This is a genomic window from Pseudoalteromonas porphyrae (assembly GCF_001298125.1).
GTDB classification, from domain to species: Bacteria; Pseudomonadota; Gammaproteobacteria; order Enterobacterales; family Alteromonadaceae; genus Pseudoalteromonas; species Pseudoalteromonas neustonica.
On sequence record NZ_LHPH01000006.1, the window covers coordinates 1 to 18,258 of the forward strand.

The 18,258-nt window shown below is 35.9% G+C and carries 19 protein-coding genes; 13 read left to right on the top strand and 6 right to left on the bottom strand.

All coding sequences use genetic code 11. The features are described from left to right. Positions 1-847: 847 nt before the first annotated feature. Positions 848-1,219, top strand: coding sequence for an MmcQ/YjbR family DNA-binding protein (locus ADS77_RS06695; protein WP_054204563.1), 372 nt, complete (start codon positions 848-850; stop codon positions 1,217-1,219). Between the two features lie 440 nt (positions 1,220-1,659). Here the strand turns inward: ADS77_RS06695 and ADS77_RS06700 are convergent, their stop codons facing one another. Continuing rightward, a complete protein-coding gene (locus ADS77_RS06700; RefSeq protein ID WP_054204564.1) occupies positions 1,660-2,076 on the bottom strand; it encodes a VF530 family DNA-binding protein in 417 nt (138 codons plus the stop codon). A 189-nt stretch (positions 2,077-2,265) separates the two neighbouring features. On the opposite strand from ADS77_RS06700, the gene ADS77_RS06705 reads away from it, so the two are divergent. Beyond that, positions 2,266-2,832: a hypothetical protein gene (locus ADS77_RS06705; RefSeq protein ID WP_054453531.1), complete on the top strand. Its 567-nt coding sequence runs from the start codon at positions 2,266-2,268 to the stop codon at positions 2,830-2,832. Between the two features lie 54 nt (positions 2,833-2,886). Here the strand turns inward: ADS77_RS06705 and ADS77_RS06710 are convergent, their stop codons facing one another. After that, the gene (locus ADS77_RS06710) at positions 2,887-3,879 is read right to left on the bottom strand and encodes an MDR family oxidoreductase (RefSeq protein ID WP_054453533.1); all 993 of its coding nucleotides are present in this window, start codon (positions 3,877-3,879) and stop codon (positions 2,887-2,889) included. 51 nt (positions 3,880-3,930) lie between these two features. After that, positions 3,931-4,566 carry a TetR/AcrR family transcriptional regulator gene (locus tag ADS77_RS06715; protein ID WP_082355623.1) on the bottom strand — a complete coding sequence of 212 codons (636 nt, stop codon included), beginning with the start codon at positions 4,564-4,566 and terminating at the stop codon, positions 3,931-3,933. Positions 4,567-5,012: 446 nt separating this feature from the next. Here ADS77_RS06715 and rmf point away from each other — a divergent pair, with 446 nt between their 5' ends. Next, the gene (rmf, locus tag ADS77_RS06720) at positions 5,013-5,183 is read left to right on the top strand and encodes a ribosome modulation factor (RefSeq protein WP_054204567.1); all 171 of its coding nucleotides are present in this window, start codon (positions 5,013-5,015) and stop codon (positions 5,181-5,183) included. Between the two features lie 70 nt (positions 5,184-5,253). Here the strand turns inward: rmf and fabA are convergent, their stop codons facing one another. Beyond that, positions 5,254-5,769, bottom strand: coding sequence for a bifunctional 3-hydroxydecanoyl-ACP dehydratase/trans-2-decenoyl-ACP isomerase (gene fabA, locus ADS77_RS06725; protein ID WP_054204568.1), 516 nt, complete (start codon positions 5,767-5,769; stop codon positions 5,254-5,256). A 352-nt stretch (positions 5,770-6,121) separates the two neighbouring features. Between fabA and ADS77_RS06730 the strand changes: the two genes are divergently transcribed. The 4 genes from ADS77_RS06730 to ADS77_RS06745 all read left to right on the top strand — a co-directional run bounded on the left by ADS77_RS06730 (position 6,122) and on the right by ADS77_RS06745 (position 9,271). Continuing rightward, a complete protein-coding gene (locus ADS77_RS06730; protein ID WP_054453535.1) occupies positions 6,122-6,979 on the top strand; it encodes a 6-carboxytetrahydropterin synthase in 858 nt (285 codons plus the stop codon). Beyond that, on the top strand, positions 6,972-7,787 hold the full coding sequence (locus tag ADS77_RS06735; protein ID WP_054204570.1) for a M23 family metallopeptidase: 816 nt from the start codon (positions 6,972-6,974) through the stop codon (positions 7,785-7,787). Before ADS77_RS06730 ends, ADS77_RS06735 begins: the two co-directional genes overlap by 8 nt. Before the next feature lie 5 nt (positions 7,788-7,792). Then, positions 7,793-8,230 (top strand): acyl-CoA thioesterase, encoded by a 438-nt coding sequence (locus ADS77_RS06740; protein ID WP_054204571.1) that lies wholly within the window; start codon positions 7,793-7,795, stop codon positions 8,228-8,230. 129 nt (positions 8,231-8,359) lie between these two features. Then, positions 8,360-9,271: an endonuclease/exonuclease/phosphatase family protein gene (locus tag ADS77_RS06745; protein WP_054453537.1), complete on the top strand. Its 912-nt coding sequence runs from the start codon at positions 8,360-8,362 to the stop codon at positions 9,269-9,271. 7 nt (positions 9,272-9,278) lie between these two features. Here the strand turns inward: ADS77_RS06745 and ADS77_RS06750 are convergent, their stop codons facing one another. After that, complete coding sequence (locus ADS77_RS06750; protein WP_054204573.1) at positions 9,279-9,665, bottom strand: response regulator; 387 nt, start codon at positions 9,663-9,665, stop codon at positions 9,279-9,281. Next, the gene (locus ADS77_RS06755; RefSeq protein WP_316244662.1) at positions 9,665-10,654 is read right to left on the bottom strand and encodes a glycosyltransferase family 2 protein; all 990 of its coding nucleotides are present in this window, start codon (positions 10,652-10,654) and stop codon (positions 9,665-9,667) included. Before ADS77_RS06755 ends, ADS77_RS06750 begins: the two co-directional genes overlap by 1 nt. A 151-nt stretch (positions 10,655-10,805) precedes the next feature. Here ADS77_RS06755 and ADS77_RS06760 point away from each other — a divergent pair, with 151 nt between their 5' ends. From ADS77_RS06760 to ADS77_RS06785, 6 genes are all read left to right on the top strand, one after another. Further along, positions 10,806-11,957, top strand: a complete 1,152-nt coding sequence (locus ADS77_RS06760) for a glycosyltransferase (protein ID WP_054204574.1) — start codon at positions 10,806-10,808, stop codon at positions 11,955-11,957. Positions 11,958-11,965: 8 nt separating this feature from the next. After that, positions 11,966-13,384 carry a lipopolysaccharide biosynthesis protein gene (locus tag ADS77_RS06765; protein ID WP_082355622.1) on the top strand — a complete coding sequence of 473 codons (1,419 nt, stop codon included), beginning with the start codon at positions 11,966-11,968 and terminating at the stop codon, positions 13,382-13,384. Then, positions 13,368-14,723, top strand: a complete 1,356-nt coding sequence (locus ADS77_RS06770) for an O-antigen ligase family protein (protein ID WP_054453539.1) — start codon at positions 13,368-13,370, stop codon at positions 14,721-14,723. The genes ADS77_RS06765 and ADS77_RS06770 overlap by 17 nt, the downstream gene beginning before the upstream one ends. Before the next feature lies 1 nt (position 14,724). Next, positions 14,725-15,429 carry an acyltransferase gene (locus tag ADS77_RS06775; protein ID WP_054453541.1) on the top strand — a complete coding sequence of 235 codons (705 nt, stop codon included), beginning with the start codon at positions 14,725-14,727 and terminating at the stop codon, positions 15,427-15,429. A 3-nt stretch (positions 15,430-15,432) separates the two neighbouring features. Next, positions 15,433-16,575: a glycosyltransferase gene (locus ADS77_RS06780; protein WP_054453544.1), complete on the top strand. Its 1,143-nt coding sequence runs from the start codon at positions 15,433-15,435 to the stop codon at positions 16,573-16,575. A gap of 185 nt (positions 16,576-16,760) precedes the next feature. Next, the gene (locus ADS77_RS06785; protein ID WP_054453546.1) at positions 16,761-18,254 is read left to right on the top strand and encodes a GumC family protein; all 1,494 of its coding nucleotides are present in this window, start codon (positions 16,761-16,763) and stop codon (positions 18,252-18,254) included. Positions 18,255-18,258: the final 4 nt, after the last annotated feature.

Here is an 18,258-nt window from a genome sequence, read left to right on the forward strand (position 1 = left end):
CAATCACCTCTAGAAAAATTAGCGCCATTTGATGATATTGCAGAGTGGCTCATACACGATAATACTATTACTGTTCCTGCTAAGATTAATTTTTTCATTTTTATTCCATTCCTTAAATTATAATAATATTAGATACTAAATTAGTATCTGTATTAGATACTAGATTGTAAATGATGGTAATTCAAATTGTTTTTTTGTCAGTGATTTTTCGAGGTAGTACCAGCTTAAATTTAGGGATAACGAAGCGACTAAAGGTAAGTAAAAACGTAAAAGCTATTAATACCAATCTGCATAAATATTTGAACAATTTAACTAATTAAATCAAGACTATAACTTCGTTAAAAAATTTTTGTTTAGAACAATTAGATATACAATTTTTTGCCTAGGGCGTGTTGACCTTTGTGGATTGAAATTTGTTCAATCTAGGGGCGATTTAATCGCGGCGCGAGGTTTGTAACCTAGCGGGCTCGATAACTGCTCCTGCGTTATTCTACTAGCTCACATCCATGTGAGAATAAGTAAAAACCGAGCAAAGCTTGTGCGTCCTGCTCACGCCCCTAGGAACAACCCTTTGGGCAGCGCATGTGCGTTATCGCCTATTCATGGGGTACAACCACATACACAGGCTCTGCCTTGCCTAAATACCAAATAGATTATTGCTGCAAAATTAATCACGAAAGGTCAACAGGCTCTAGTTATAGCGCAATTTTTTTGTCATTATATAGACTCCATATCTATCCAGATTGGTATAAGTTATTGAACCCAAATAGCAACTCAGCTATGGTTTGCTTATCAACAAGGTAAAATAAGTCATTCTAGTGGCTTATTATGAGGCTCAGGATTTATAATGAACTACGAAGAGTTTAATCAGTTTTGCAGATCCTTTCCAGCTACTACCTATATAATTCAATGGGGTAATTGCCATGTCTGGAAAGTTGACGGTAAAGTATTTGCTATAGGTGGCTGGTCAGATAATCAATCACCAGCTTTTACATTTAAAGCTTCAGAGCAAAATTTCGTTTTTCTAAGTGAAAGTGAAGGCTATAAACCAGCCCCATATTTTGCTAATCGTGGAATGAAGTGGATTCAGCAGTTTAATAATACAAACAAAGAAGATCTGCAATATTACCTTAAAGAATCATATCGCTTAGTTTCTTTAGGGTTAACTAAAAAAAGGCAGAAAGAGCTAGGTTTAAATCAAGAGGTAAGTGCATTGTGATCCGCAAAGTTAGAGGCTTCTAGTCAATAGCTTCAGTATAATAAGCATAGCGATATAAAATGTAGGATGGATTTGGTTTTTATACCAATCGTGTTGAGGTAATGACCATTTATAGCGAAAGATAAATACAGTGATAACAAGGCTGAAATTTTGACATGGTGTTGTTTTCGGCAATTGCTCCTGCATTGCTCTACCTCCTGAATCCATGCAGTCGTACATGAAAAATTACTAACGCAGTTAGCGCTTTATTTAGTCCGATAGAATGGTTAAATATTTAAGTCGATTGGTGCTAATCGTTATGTCTAAAAATAAAGCTGAGGTGCATTAAACTGGTTAGCTTGAGCGAACACCAAGTATAGTAGTTTAATTGCTCTTATCATAAAAGTCAGGATTGCCGACTTTTATGATTTATTCAAAAGCGGATTTATAATTATAAGGGCTTAGTTACCCCAAGGGTTACTTGCATTTGAGCGATTTTTACGGGTGCGAGCGCGGTCTTTCGCTTCTTTTTTAGCCTGAATACGTTTTGCATCACTAAAGCTTAGTTCACAAGGTTCACCAGGCTTATCACCTTCAGGAATAATACGATCACGGGGTGGGAGCTCATACTGTACGTCATCAGGCTTTGGTAGATTTTTTAGACGATAAAGATAAAAGTTATCAACTTTATCTTGGGCCCACTGAGTTTTTCGTAAAAACTTAACAGCAGATTTAATATCTGGATTATTTTTAAAGCAATTTAGTTGTAAATAAGCGTGTAAAAGTTCCCAACCATATTGCTCGACTAACTCTGATACAACTTGCTCCAGTTTTACACCTTGCAGTGGGTTATTTCCGAATAAATCTTCATTGCTCATAAGTACATTCTTTTCAAATATCTAATAAAGTAATTATAATTTTTATGAGCAAAATTTGATACAAGAAAATTACTAATATCTAAAATTGCGATTTTACAAACGTCAGAGGAATGGGTAAGCTTACGAAGCTTTAATAAGATTAGGCATGACGCCAACTACATCGGATGATAGATTTAAGGAATAGTATACATGGGACTTTTCAACAAAATTAAAACACAAGCTACATCAATTGGTTCAAATATCAGCGAATCAACGTCAAAATTAAGCTCAGATATGAGTACATCACTTAAAGAAAATTCAAAATTATCAGCAATTCGCTCAGAAATAACATCAATTGAAGGGCAACTCAATATTGGTTATCAAGATATTGGTAAAAAATATGTTGAGAACCTATTAGAGAATGAAGGTCAAAATATAGACGCCGCATTACAAGAATCATTGAATCGCGTAGAGCCTTTACTTGAAAAGAAACTAGAGCTTGAAGATGAAGCGATAGAAATCGAAAAAAAGCTAAAAGACCAAATTATAATCCAAGAAAAAGCACTTTTTCAAAAAGAATATGACCAAGAAAAAGAAAAGCTTGAAAAAGCAGTAAAGCTTGATGTGATTTCTGTAGATGAAATGACTGAGAGACTAGCTAAAGCACGCTTCAAATTAGATAATTTTGATACTATCCGTAAAGTTAAAAAGCAACACGAAATGAATTTGATATCAAAAGAAGAGCTTAAAGAAAAGCTAGCCGCTTTAGGTGCATAAACACGTTGAGCTAATTTATAAAAGCCGCGATTATCGTATTGCGGCTTGTTAGTGTTAGGCTTGGCAATTAACTACAACTCGACCTCGTATTGTTCCTGCCATTAAGTTATTAGCTGCTTCAATGACATCAGGTAGGCTAATTTCGGTCGATATTTTATCTAAGTAGCTACTTTCTACAAGCTCAGCTAAACGTTGCCATGCTTCTACTCTGTCAGATTTTTGGCGCATAACACTGTCAATACCCATTAATGAAATCCCGCGCAAAATAAATGGGGCTACGGACGCAGGTAAATCCATACCTTGTGCCAAACCACACGCTGTCACAACGCCGCCATATTTTAATGATGCACAAATATTAGCAAGTGTGTGGCTGCCAACAGAGTCAATAGCCGCGGCAAATCGTTCTTTAGCTAACGCCTTACCTGGAGTTGATAATTCATCACGATGAATTACTTGTTTTGCTCCAAGTTGTTTTAAGTAATCTGTTTGTTCAAGGCGCCCAGTCGCAGCAACTACGCTGTATCCTAATAGGTTTAATAGATACACGGCAAAGCTTCCTACGCCACCGTTTGCACCTGTGACGAGTACATCACCAGAGTCAGGTGTTATGCCTTGTTTTTCAAGTGCAATAATACTGAGCATAGCAGTGTATCCTGCTGTGCCTATCTGCATCGCTTGTTTAGGTGATAATTTTACGGGGAGTGGAATAAGCCACTCTGAGTTTAACGATGCTTTCTGTGCAAGCCCACCCAAGTGTTTCTCACCCACACCAAAACCGTTGAGCAAAACGAGTTGACCGTTTTGGAATTCATTAGACGTAGTTTTGGTGATTTTACCTACTAAATCAATCCCGGGGATCATTGGAAAAGTACGTACAACAGGGCCTTTTCCTGTAATGGCTAAGCCATCTTTGTAGTTAAGGGTACTAAAAAGTACGTCTAACTCAATATTATTGTTGGGTAATAGATCTGTTGTTATTGTTTGCAACGCGGCTGTATAGGTATTATCAATGTTATTAATAACAATGGCTTTAAATTCATTTTTCATGTTGAATCCTTTTAGACCGATCGTCTTTTAATTGGGAAATAAAATGCGCAATTACCTAAGCAATGCGCGTAAAAACATTTCTGTGTAGAGCGTTAGTGGGTAGGGGGTTTTGGTTAGTTTTGCACGCATTACTGCACCTTCCCAGCCTATCCAAAAATACTCACTCATTTGGTGGGTATTAACAGTGCTTGAAATGACATTATCTTGCTGGGCTTGATCTAAACAAACCTGTATAAGGCTTTGCCATGATTCGTAGCATTGTACTAGTTTAGTGTTAAATTCATTATTTAAATGGTTTAACTCTTGATTTAGGTTACCAATTAAGCAACCTCTATTATAATCGTATTTATGCATCGAACGTGCAGCACTTTGTGTGAAATTAACAATGCGCTCTAAATAAGGTGCATCACTTTGCGATAAGTAGCGATTGAGTTTGGCTATAAAGTAGCTGTTATAAGCATCAACAACCTCCAGTCCATAAGCTTCTTTACTGCTAAAATAATGGTAAAACGATCCTTTAGGCACACCTACTTTCTTTAAAATTGTATCGAGCCCTGTTGCACTAAAGCCAAATTCAGTGAGAGTTTCCACGCCTGCTGAAATCAATAATGCTTTTGTGTCGGCATTACTGCGATTAGCTTTTGGTGGGCGACCACGTCGCGGTTGCTGTTCGGTATTTTTTATCATATTCATATATTAGACCGATCGTATTTATATGTGCAAGTATTAATTTTATTCGTAAAAATATTGCGATTGTTAACTTAGTGATTATGTTTTTTTCGATAAAGTAAGAAATATAAGAACTTCTTTAGATTTAAATAGTTGAAATAAAATTGTCATAATTACATTTATTTTAGGAACTATCAGAGATATTGACTGGTCATAATTAAAGCACATGAGTACCTCTGATTGATTAGATTGCCGTAATTTATGTATGAATATAAATCGCTGAGTCAGTGGTATGACCATATTGCTTTTTAAAATGTTAATTCATTTTTGCATCAGCAGCTTAGTTAATGTCAATTTATTTAATTGCATTTGTGATTTGAATTTAACAGTTTTATTAACTATTCATTAAATGTAGATGTCATAAACGCTACAAATATATAAATATAAAAGGTGAGGATTTACCTATGAAGAGACAGAAAAGAGATCGGTTAGAAAGAGCTCATTCTCAAGGCTTTAAAGCAGGCTTAGCAGGTCGTTCAAAAGACCTTTGCCCTTATCAACAAATAGATCCTAAATCAGAATGGTTAGGTGGTTGGCGTGAGGCGATAGATAGTCGTAACTTGTATAAGACCTAAAGGTTAGATCAAATTTAAGCAAAAACGCCTCGCTAAAATAGCGAGGCGTTTTTGCAGCAATGTTTTAAAATTAAAACGCGCTAGTATCTTGAAAAAGGCCTACTTTAAGATCTTTTGCTTCATAGATTACACGGCCATCAACTTCAACGGTGCCGTCAGCCATTCCCATGAATAAACGTCGTTTAATTACGCGCTTCATCGTTAAACGATAGGTAACTTTTTTAGCGGTAGGTAACACTTGCCCAGTAAATTTAACTTCACCTACACCTAAAGCACGACCAAGACCAGGACCACCTGACCAACCAAGGAAAAAGCCAACTAATTGCCACATCGCATCTAAACCAAGGCAGCCAGGCATTACAGGGTCACCTTTAAAATGGCAATCAAAAAACCATAAGTCAGGGTTGATATCTAGCTCTGCAACTATTTCACCTTTACCGTGTTCGCCACCATCATCAGTGATCGAAATGATGCGATCCATCATTAACATGTTATCACTTGGCAAGCGGCAATTGCCTTCACCAAACATATCGCCTTGACCACATAGGATCAAATCTTCTTTTGTATAGCTATTTTTAGGTTCCATAACACTTTTTCGTCGCTTAGAAATTGCAGAGTACTTTAGCGTACACTTGTACGCTAAACAACTCTGAGCAGTTAAAAAATAGTTGATTAGCACGTAAATCAATCTAAAAAGATAAATAACATGTTAATTTCACGTTTAAAATAAAAGAATTTTTATCAAATTCTGTCATCAAGACCTCAAAAAAATAGACGAAAAATTAAGGATATGCTTAAACTTAATGTTGCATATATCTAATTACGTCTTATTTTCATTAATGCGTTAGTTAAATGGCTTTTAATTCAAACCTAAACTCGCTTCTTGAGGTGGTTTGGGTATAATTAGCCTGATTTTTTAACCAGTATAAAGGAAGTTTATGATCCTTTTTGTTAACGCACTTACAGTAATTGATTTTTCTTATCTGTGTAATAAACGAGGCGCAGTTGGCGAAAGCTGGATTGTTGATTTAACGTTGCACGGTCAATTAAATGAAGAATCGATGGTTCTCGATTTTGGTTTAGTTAAAAAACAGATCAAAGGTATTATTGATGATTGTATTGATCATAAGCTAGCGATACCGTCAATTATTCAAGGTGAAGTAGTCGCATATGATGACTATAGAACACTTGATTGTACTTTTGGTGACGGCCATCACTTAGCGATGAGTGCGCCGCATCAAGCATTTTGTATGATCGATGCACCTGTTATTAATGAGCAATCAGTCATCGACTTTTTAATCGCTACAATTATGCCGCAACTGCCTAGTAACATAGACAAAATCGAGATTGAACTAAAGCCTGAGCATAGTAAAAGCTTTTATTATCATTACAGTCATGGGCTTAAAAAGCATGACGGGAATTGCCAGCGTATTATTCATGGCCATCGGTCACAAATTGGTATTGCATTAGATGGTATGGCTATGCCTCGTTTACAAAAACAATGGGCTGATAAATGGCAAGATATCTATTTAGCGACCGCTGAAGATGAAATTAAAGCAGAGCAATTAATTCACATCACAGCAAAAAAAGATGATTTATGTTTTGCATATACGGCTGCCCAAGGTTATTTCGAAATGGTACTGAGTAAGGTTCGTTGCGATATTTTACCCGTAGATACAACCGTTGAATGTATAGCAGCTTACTTAGCTGAACAAGTTAAATTAGTACACCCTGATAATGATGTAAAGATTACGGCATATGAAGGTGTCGCTAAAGGGTCAATTTGTTATGCGTAATTTTATTTTAGTAGGCGCATTATCAACATTAAGCTTTTTTAGCCAAGCAGTCGAATTAAAAGGCCATTTAACGCAAGGTGGTTTAGTCACCGGGCAGCTTGAAGACGCTACTTTGATAAAGTTTAATGGTGAGCCATTAAAAGTAACAAAGGAGGGTTTTTTTGCATTTGGCTTTGGCCGTGATTCGCAGCTTAAGCACACTTTATCGTGGGTTGATAGCAACAGCAAGGCACACGAGCAACCTATATTGATCACCAAGCGTGATTATAATATCGATAAAATCACCGGTGTTGCTAAAAAATATGTATCGCCACCTAAAGAGGTGAGTGCACGTATCAGCCGTGAAGCTGTTGCTGTTCGTAATGCACGAAAAGTAGATTCAGAACTAACCTACTTTTTAGATCCTGTTTATAAACCTGCCGAAGGGAGGATTTCGGGTGTTTATGGTAGTCAACGTTACTTTAATGGAGAACCCCGCAGGCCTCATTTTGGCTTAGATATTGCCAATAAAACGGGTAGTCCAGTGTATGCGCCTGTAAGCGGTACTGTTGTTTTTGCTGATGTTGATTTGTATTATTCTGGCGGGACCTTAATTTTAGATCATGGGCATAGCGTTACATCAACTTATATTCATTTGAGTAAATTAGATGTAAAAGTAGGTGATAAAATTATCCGTGGGGAAAAAATAGCTGAAATAGGCGCTACAGGACGAGTGACTGGCCCGCATTTAGATTGGCGTTTTAATTGGAAGGGCGAACGCCTTGATCCAGCTCTTATGATGTTAGACACATTAGCAAACAAAAAGTAGAAACTATGACAACTGAAGTAAATCGTGAAAAGATTATTGCACAGCGAATTATTGATTCAACAACATCTGTTACTAAAACGGTATTCCCTGGACGGACAAATCACCACAATACTTTATTTGGTGGTGATGCATTAGCATGGATGGATGAAGTCGCATTTATTGCAGCGACTCGTTTTTGTCGAAAGCCACTAGTCACTATTTCATCTGATCGAGTCGACTTTAAAGAAGCAATTCCTGCAGGAACGTTTGCTGAACTAATATCAAAAGTTGTTCACGTTGGTAATACAAGCTTAAGAGTCGATGTTGAAATATTTTTAGAGACTATGCATAAAGATAACAAACACTCAGCAATTACAGGAAGTTTTACCTTTGTGGCTGTTGATGATAACCATCGTCCGACACCTGTTGTATGTGACAAAATGATTTATGGTTTCGATAAATAAAAAGTATACGAATAAGCTTAAATTGGGCTTATTCGTAACACAAATAAGAACACATCATACTTGATTTTAAATAAATAATAATAAGCACCTTTGATAATCTTTACTAAAATAATTATCAAAGGAGGGGTTATGGCAATATTTCTCGGTGGGGTTTATATTTTTGTATTGTTCTTGGCTTTTAACAAAATAGATAACTATGTGTTGGATTTAATAGCCTCTTTTAGAGGCCAGCTAATTTATTGCTTGGTCTTAATTAGTTTACTGCTATTTTTGAAGATTAAAAAAACGGCTATGGTTTTATTAAGTATTTCTTTTGTTTTGCTGTTAGCTCACTATGCACCATTTCAAAGTAAATTTAACATAACAAAAGAAGATAAAATCACGGTTAAATTAATAAACCTGCATTACTATAATCAGCATATTAAAACTGTGCTACAAGATTTTTATGAAGAAAATACATGGGACATTTTAGTTCTTCAAGAGTTTAATGATACACATCGTAGTGAATTAACTAAGTTTAATGAACAATTTTCACTCTACGGGTATGACTCAGTAGAAGGTTCCCCGTTTGGTATTGTGGTTGTTTCTAGACTGCCAATTATATTTCGATATTTAAATACACAGGAAAATCGAAAGCTTGGTTATATTAAGTTAGGTTTTTTAAAAAATGACGAAGTACTGTATGGCTTTTTTTTACATCCACCTTCACCTCGTTCAAAAAAGCTTTGGATGCAACGAAACCAGTTACTTCGTGTGTTAACTACAGCTGTTACAAGTACTGATAGTAGTTGGTTTATAACAGGGGATTTAAATACAGTTAGCTGGTCTCGTTATTTTCCAAGTGATCTCGGTGAAACATGCGTTGACGCCTACGGTATTTATTCTAGCTGGTCTCCTTTTAGTCAGTTATTTAGTGAAGTTACAGGGGTACCGATTGATCACTGTATTGTAAGTGAAAACATTAAACTTAGAGAGGTCTATTTATCAACAATAAAAGGTAGTGATCATCGTTCTTTAACATTTAAAATGATAGAAAGGTAGATAATGTTCACAGCATTTTTTTGCGTAAACAACTATTTTCAATTAACAACCTAATAAGCATCACTAATTCAAAATTATCCCATGGTTTGGATGTTATCAAATGAGCAATGTTTTGTTTAATCGCAGACTTAGATGTTTCTAAATCTGCATAGCCTGTGAGCAACATTCGTGAGCAGTCAGGTTGGATCTGTTTAAACTGCTCTAGCAAATTCAAGCCATCAATATTTGGCATAAGCAAATCAGAAATAACCAGATCTATTTCATTTTCTTTCGCATACTTAATCGCCTCTAAAGGATTAGTAAATAGAATAAGAATAAAGTCTGCTTTGAGTAAGCGATTTAAAGCTCGTAAAATCGCTTCGTCATCATCGACTATCACAATAGTATGTGACATTATTTATTTCCTACAAGGCTTTTAAGATCATAAAGTAGGTGTTTAAAATTTCGTTTATGAGGAAATAAATAAAATGCTTTTTGAGAACACATTAATGCTTTGCCTCGCTTGCCGACTTCTCTGTAAAACTCGCCATAACATTCATTAATTCTAGCTTTAACTTTAGCATTTTCTAAAAAACTTAAGTTTTTGATATTACGATTAACAATTTCAACCATCGCGGTCAGTCTGTTAAGTCTATTTGCCGTGATTGAATTACTTCTCATTAAGTAATGCATAGCACATTGTTGTGAATAGGCAACATTTCCAATATTCGCTAGTTTTAACCAGCAATCTAAATCACTTGCGCTGGTTAGTTTATTATCAAAACATCCAGCCTCTATAATTGCGCTTCGACGGACCATGACTGTTGATGTGCCGACTACGTTTGCGTACATTAATTTACTCAGCGCATCATCAAAGGTTTTGTAATCATTTATAAGAGACTTACTTTTAGAAAAATTAGCTTCAGGCCAATACTCAAAGCACTTAATAATCTCTTTGCCATCTTCTGTTATGTGCATGTAATCTGTAAACGAGAGAACACAATCAATATTTTTTTTCATATAATTAAATTGTGAAAATAACTTATCCTCACACCAATAGTCATCAGCATCCAAAAAAGCTATATATTCTGATTGTGCTTTTTCAATTGCTAAGTTTCTAGCATTAACAACTCCTTGTCTGCTTTGTTTGATCAGTACAATCTGAGGGACAGTTTTTTGTTCATGTTCTATCCAGTCAACGCTACCATCTGTTGAACCGTCGTCGATAATAATAATCTCTACTAATATGTTTTTTTGCATAACAATACTATCGATACATTTAGCTAAGTAATCTATACAATTGTAATTTGGGATTATAACGCTAACATCAGGTTTCATATCCATTCTCTCTTTAATTACCTTAAGTAATACTACGCAATTACGAAGCCAAGATTTAATGCCCATTTAAACACTGTTTTTAAGTTTTAATTTGTTAAACGCATTGCATTTTGCAAGTATTTTGCAAAGCGGTGATAATATGAGCGGTTTTAGTGGTTTTTTATAAGGCACGGATATTGCCACTTAATAGTTAATATATATTCTTTGGGAATTAACTATGAAACACATTGGCATCCTTGTACCAAGCTTTCCAATTGCATCTGAAACTTTTGTAATCACTGAAATTAACGCATTAGTAGCTACGGGTCATAAAGTGACTGTTATTACGTTTGAAAAAACAAAGCTGGTAACAGCTTTAGATATCAATGTTAATGTTGTAACAATAGATAAACCATCAATTATAAGCATCTCGAATTTTACTACAAAATTACCTACGCTTTTTAAAGCACTGAATTATTCAAATAAATTTAAATCTATTTCAACACCATCATTATTAGCTTATGGAAATGAGATTGCTCGTTTAATTAATAAATTCAATATAAACCATCTGCATTGTCACTTTATGCATGGTCCATTAGCTTATGGGATCATCGGCGCTAAAATTGCTGGGATCACTGTATCGTCTATAGGTCATGGCCACGATGTGTATGTTAATAAAGCTGATTTAGAGCAAAAAGTTGCATTGTGCGACTTCTCTGTTGCTGTATGCAAAGACATGGCTGACCAATTTAAGGAATACTCAAAAAACTCTATCAAGTTACTTCATTGTGGTATCAGCCTTGAGCAATTTAGGTTTTCACCTAGATCACTTAATGAGTCTGTTAAGTTATTATTTATTGGTCGTTTAGTGGAGAAAAAAGGCTTACAATTTTTATTACCTGCTTTAAAGCAACTGCCTAATGAATTCAATATTACATTGGATGTAGTAGGGGACGGCCCAATGTTAAATGATTTGATTTATATGGCTGAGAAACTAGGAATTCGAGATCAAATCAAATTTTTAGGCAAAAAGTCTCCTGATTGGATCGCTCAAAATACTATCCAATACTCTGCACTTATCGCTCCATTTTGCATTGCTAACAATGGCGACCGTGATACAGGTCCCGTTGTATTAAAAGAAGCTATGGCCTGCGGTGTACCTGTACTAACTACTAGCCTTATGGGGGCGAATGAAATAGTAACTAATCAAGTAGGTTATAAATGCTTACCAGGGAGTATTTCTGATATCACAAAAATGATCTATAAGTTTTACTTGCTAACACCACATCAACGCTTTGAGATGGGCCAAAATGCAAAGAAACTTGTTGCTAAACAATTTAATGCAACGCATCAGGCAAAAAAACTCTCACAATGGGTGCAAGCCCTATAGGAGAGCCTATGACAGGCTTAAAGCAAATACTATATTTTGGTATATCTGTTGTCGTTGTTAAAGGACTTGGGTTTTTATTACTGCCAGTAACGACAAGGCTTTTAGATTTAACAGAGTTTGGGGAATTAAACTTTTTGGTTTCTGTCTCCTCGGTGTGTTCACTTTTGCTATGTTTAGGTTTGCCAGAGCTTTTATTTAAACAACAGTATAATGACAACCGATTAAAGCTTGCTTTGTTTAGAGATTGTTTAGTTTTAAGCGCTGTTGTTTGTAGTTTATTTATTGTAATTGCTTTGATTTTTACACATAAAATTATTGTGCATTTACCTGCTAATGTGGCACCACTTGATTTTCAACTGTTATGTATTAACTTGTCCTTATCCGCTTTACTAGCAATACCTTATACATATTTTAGAGTTTACAATTTAGCTAAACATTATTGCGTATTAGCCGTCTGCCATGGTTTATTACAAACTGTAGTTACGATCTCATTATTACTTTTGGGAAAAGGCATCACCGGTGTCATGTTTTCAGGAATGATCAGCACGTTACTGATTTTGCTCATTGCGCTATTTTTTGTAATAAAAAAATTAACAATTACCTATGCATCCATTTCATGGCGACTCAATAAACAACATAGCGCTTTTTTATTGGCTATCATAGTATCGTCACTATGTGTGTACGCTGGCAATGGCGCTGAAAACTGGTTTATTGTTGCGCATGAGGGAGAAGCCGTCTTAGCCCAATATTATGTTGCTGTACAGTTTGCAGTTATGACTTCTTTCACGTTCGAACCAATTAGAATGTGGTGGTTTGCCAAGCGTTTTGACTTTATAAAAGAAGACAAAGTTAACTACAGTTTTAGTGCGGTGCGCAGTCTTAATATTGGTTTAGCGTTATGCGCTATTATGTTGATACTAGCTCCAATATTATTCAATCTGGTTTTACCTTCAGCATATCAAACAAACACTTGGTGGTTACCCGCCTTAATAATTATTGTTGCAATAAGGCATCATAGCGATATTTTAAATATAGGCTGTTTTATGCATAAAAATGGCTTGTACGTAACATTAATAAATGCATGTGCAGCAGTAATCGCAATGATTGGGTTATGGTTGTTGGTTGCAAATGAAGGTGTTAACGGTGCAATTTTAGCATTGTTAATAATGCAGTTATTTAAAGCAGCCAGTTTTTTTGTGATAAGCCAACGACTTGAAAAAATACAAATTAACGTCAAAGACTTAATAGTGAGTTGGATTTCACTTGCTTGTTTGTTCTGTAGCGTAGTCTTTTACCCACAATGGTTTGTTTTACATATTGGTATCCTCACTGCATTTTTAGTTTTTCTTTCATTACTCTATAAAACAGATATTCAGCGAGTAATTAAAGCTTTCCCTACAAGGCATGTTGATGCATCAATTTTATAAAAATAATAGTCATCTTATTAATGCAAGCTTAGTTACATTTTTAGTAGTTGGGTTGTATCTTCAACTGGGTCCTATTGCTGTATTTGCTTTTTTGATTCTACCTTTTGCCGCATTTACAGCAGTTAAAGTAAGTGTGGCCTTTATTATTTTATTTATTTTATTTAGTTATTTTAGACTACACGAAGCATTCCCTGTGCTAATGCCTCTGAAGATCCCCAAGCTTTTAGCATTGGCGTCTATTTTAGGGATCGTGTGGCATTTATTTATTTCAAAAAAACTTAAGCCACATTGGAGTACAACTCATCTAATTTTTGTAATTTGGTTTGTGTGGCTCACAGTGTGTGTATTTAGTGCTTCAAATAAAGGGATCGCAATAGAATATTGGTCAGGTGTATTGGTCAAAGTGCTAATTATGGTTTTCGCTATTAGTTGGTGGATGACATCTCTTTCTCATTTTAATAGTGTTCGCCTAGGTATTATGGTGTCGGGGGTTACCATAGCAATTGTTGCTTTAAGCAATAAAATCAATGGTATTGGCCTAGTAGAAGGCACTCGGGTTACGATTTCTCGCGATATTCGCTCTCAATTAGGCGACCCAAATGATTTGTCTTTAGTATTGATGTTTCCAGTCTCTTTTTTAGCCGCCGAGATGTTTAACACAAATGCACACTCGTTGCGTAGATTGCTAGCTGCAATCGGTTTGCTATTAGCAATATCAGGAGTTATAGCAACACAAAGCCGAGGAGGGTTACTCGGTATTGCTGCAATTATATGTTTTTTCTTATACCAAAAAATTAAAAATCCGCTAATCGTTGCAGGTATCGGCGTAGTGGGGATGTTGGTACTTATGATTTTTGCCGGTATTACTGATCGTCAAAGCGGAGGGGCTCAAGAAGGCGGCGTTGATGAGTCGGCAATGGGACGTATTTATGCATGGCAAGCGGCTATTAATATGGCGCTTGCTAATCCTTTAACAGGGGTTGGAGTGAATAACTTCTTTGTTAATTATTACTTTTACAGTCCGCATTGGGATGGCAAGAATCATGCAGTGCATAGTACATGGTTTCAAGTATTAGGAGAAACGGGCTTTGTCGGACTATGTATTTTCATTCTAGTTATAGTCAGCATTAATAGAAGTTTGTCGCGAGTTTTTACGCTTATAAAAATTAACCGTAACGACAACATTGCAATAAATGCTTCGGCACTAAAAGCCGGTTTAATTGGCTTTATGGTATCTGGAACCTTTTTAACTCAAGCATTTACTTGGCCTTTGTACATAATTTTAGCACTGACAATTGCATTAGAAAAGCTTGCACTTGAAAGTCAAAAGGAGTTATAGCATGATTTTAAATTTCAAAATGTGGTTAAAAAATAGTGATAGTTCATTAGCTAAGTCACTTTTTAAAATCGCAAAAACCATTCGAAATCCGCAAATGTTCGTCATTCCAGGTTTGCATTTTGCGATCTATAAATTACATAATTTTCTCATTACAGTGATGAGTGAATTAATGCGCATTTTTTATTTTACGCCACTTTTCAAAAGCCAAATTAAGGGTTCAAAACAAGGGCTCTTCCTTTATTCCGGTATGCCGCAACTACTGGGTAATATTGAAATTAGTTGCGGTAATAATAATCGTATTTCGGGAATAAGTACGTTTTGTGCAAGAGGGAGTGACGGTATGACGCCGAAACTTATTATTGGAAACAACGTTGATATTGGATGGCAAAATGCATTTTCAGTAGGTCGATTAATAGTGCTTGAAGATGATGTACGCCTAGCTGGACGTGTCTTTTTAGCTGGTTTCCCAGGGCACCCAATTGACTGTGATAAACGCGCAGCAGGCTTACCCGATGATGAGTCTCAAGTAGGTGATATAGTCATAAAACAAGGCGCATGGATCGGCACAGGCGTTACTATACTCGCTGGCGTAACAATAGGTCGCGGGGCAATAATTGGGGCAGGCAGTGTAGTGACCAAAGATGTTCCAGCAATGACTATCGCTGCGGGTAATCCAGCTAAAGTCGTAAAAAATATAGAGGGCTGATATATGAAGTTTGTTGTTTTTGGAGAAGATTGGGGGAGACACCCAAGTAGTACTCAGCACCTGTTTAAAGAATTATCTGAAAAGCATGAAGTGCATTGGATAAATTCAATCGGAATGAGGAAACCAAGCATAAAAGTTGCTGATATTAAAAGAGTTTTACAAAAGCTGATGCAACTCTGTAGCAGCAATACGAACAAAAAAAATCAAGCAACGTCTGCTGATAACGATAAGTTAATGAAAGTGTATAATTTATTTATTTTACCATGGCATGACTTTAATTTAGCGAGGATGTTTAACCGTTATTTATTTTCACGCTGTTCATTCTTAAATGAACAGCCTATTATTTATTGGTTAAGCGTACCCACTGCCATTTCTCTAATATCCCCACGAAAAGGAATCGATCGTGTTGTTTATTATTGTGGTGATGATTTTAGCGCATTAGCGGGGGTTGATCATCAAATGGTTGAGCCATTTGAATCTGCATTGATAAAAAAAGCTGATTTAATCTACGTTATTAGCGATTTTTTGGCTAATAAAATGCCCAAAGAAAAAGTAGAATTACTAACTCATGGTGTTGATTTTGATTTATTTCATAACAGAGCAGTAAAAGCAATTGAGCTCAAAGGCATAAATAAACCAAAAATAGGCTTTTATGGCTCTTTAAATGCTTGGCTAGATAAAGCGCTATTATACAAATTAGCTACCAGTCGTACTCAATATGAGCTGGTTCTTGTTGGAAATATAAGCGATGATTTTAGCGACTTGTTGGCGCTTTCCAATGTGACGCATATAAATGCTGTTGATCATGCTAGGCTTGCTCAATTTTCACAACATTGGCAAGTTTCGTTACTCCCTTTTATAGATAATGAGCAAATAAGAGCTTGTGATCCCCTCAAACTAAAGGAATACCTTGCATGTGGTACTCCGATCGTAGCCACCAGTTTTCCTGCTGTAAATAAATACCAAGAAACTATTTTAGTTGCTCATGATCATGATGGATTTATAACACGCGTTGATATAGCCGTTCAATTAAGCTGCGCAACTGAGTTCTCTTTCAGCGAGATACAGTCAAACTTAGCAAGTAACCACAGCTGGCAATCGAAAGCATCATTAGTGGAATCCCATTTAGTAAATCTCAGCGACTAAATTTGCCTGATTTAATCTGAACCTCAAATTTTACTGTTGGTGTGCTTATTCCTCTAAATTTTTCATCATTGTGGCTCACAACCTGCAGCTATTAATTTAATAGTTTGTTTTAGAGATGAGTTTCTCAAAATGCAAATAGATTCGAGAAACGAATTAGCAAAATGCGAAATATCGGTGGTAAATAGATGTTGGTAAAAGAGCAAATTAAAAGGTTACTTTATTTGGCGCTGTACGCTCTGTACACCCGCGCTAAACTATTTATGATCCCACTATGCATTGTACCTATTGTCGTTTTCGTTATGTCAGCAACTGCACAAAAGCAATACATGAATCATGCAACAATTTTAATTGAAGAATCTGCATTACTAAATCCTTATTTAGATGATTTATCTTTTTCTTTTCAATTGTCTGACCGTATGGCCGCACTTCGCACATTAGTAATAAGTCGTAAAGTCTTGATTACTGTAGCAAGGGAAACTGAACTAATTAATGAAAACTCAAAGCCAAAAGAAGTTGAAGAAATACATCAAAAATTAGCAAAAGCGCTGTCATTATCCTTAATTGGCGATGAATTAGTACGTGTTAATTTTACTTGGCATGACCAGACACAAATGAAAGCAGTACTGGAAAAAATCGTTGAGAAATTTATAGAAAGCTTGCTTGCACCAACTAAAGCCTCACTTGATACATCTGAGCAATTTTTTTATCAACAGCTAGTGAGTTTAAGAGATGAACTGGAACTATCTGAAGAGTTGCTTGCTCAATTTAAAGCTAAAAATAGCAGCACGTTACCAGCCGTTTTACACAGTAACCGTCAGACATTTGATAAATTACTATCAGATCAGCAGCAGAAATCTATCGTACTTTCAGGGGCTAAAGCTAAACTTAAAGCACTGATGAACAAAATGGGACAAGCAAATCCCATTCTTGGACGAATTGAAGAGAAAATAATTAGAACTGAATCAGAACTGAGTACATTAAGATCACGCTATACCGACAAACACAGTAAAGTTGTTGAAAAAAAAAGGGCACTTACGAATCTTAAAAACCGACAGCAGGCTTTACTTGAAACCAGTAAAGAGGTTGATATAGAGAACATCGATCAACTTTGGCAAATGGTTAATACCTTACCCACAGATAAAAATAACGAAACCAGTGTTTTAGTTTCACAACTTTTAGCACTTGAAGAGGCAAAGAATCAAGTACTTCAGCAAGAGCAGGAATTCGAGATGCTTTCTGAGCAAGTTGAACTGGTTAGCAATCGGCTATTAGTAACGAGCGATGTTGAAAAGCAATTAAGAAAATTAGAGCGTGACTATGACGTGAAGCAGTCACTTTATAAAGACATGCTGAGCCGTTACGAAATGGCCAAAGTCACGGGTAAGTTAGTTAAATATGAAGGCCCGGATAAAGTTAAAAATATCGAGCGGGCATATAGTCCTACTCAGCCAATTAATACTTCACTTATTTTATCAAGTATCGTGGGAGTGTTTCTAGGCATTTTTACAGGTATAGCGAGTGTGTTCGTTGCTGTACTTTGTGATAGTAGATTGAAGGATATACAGACAATTGAAAAGCTAGCATGTTGTGAAGTCGTTACAGTATTACCAATTATTGATAACGATTTTGAGTTTGAACACAGTGATCAAAATATGGTGAAAGAGGGTGAATTATCATGAGGGT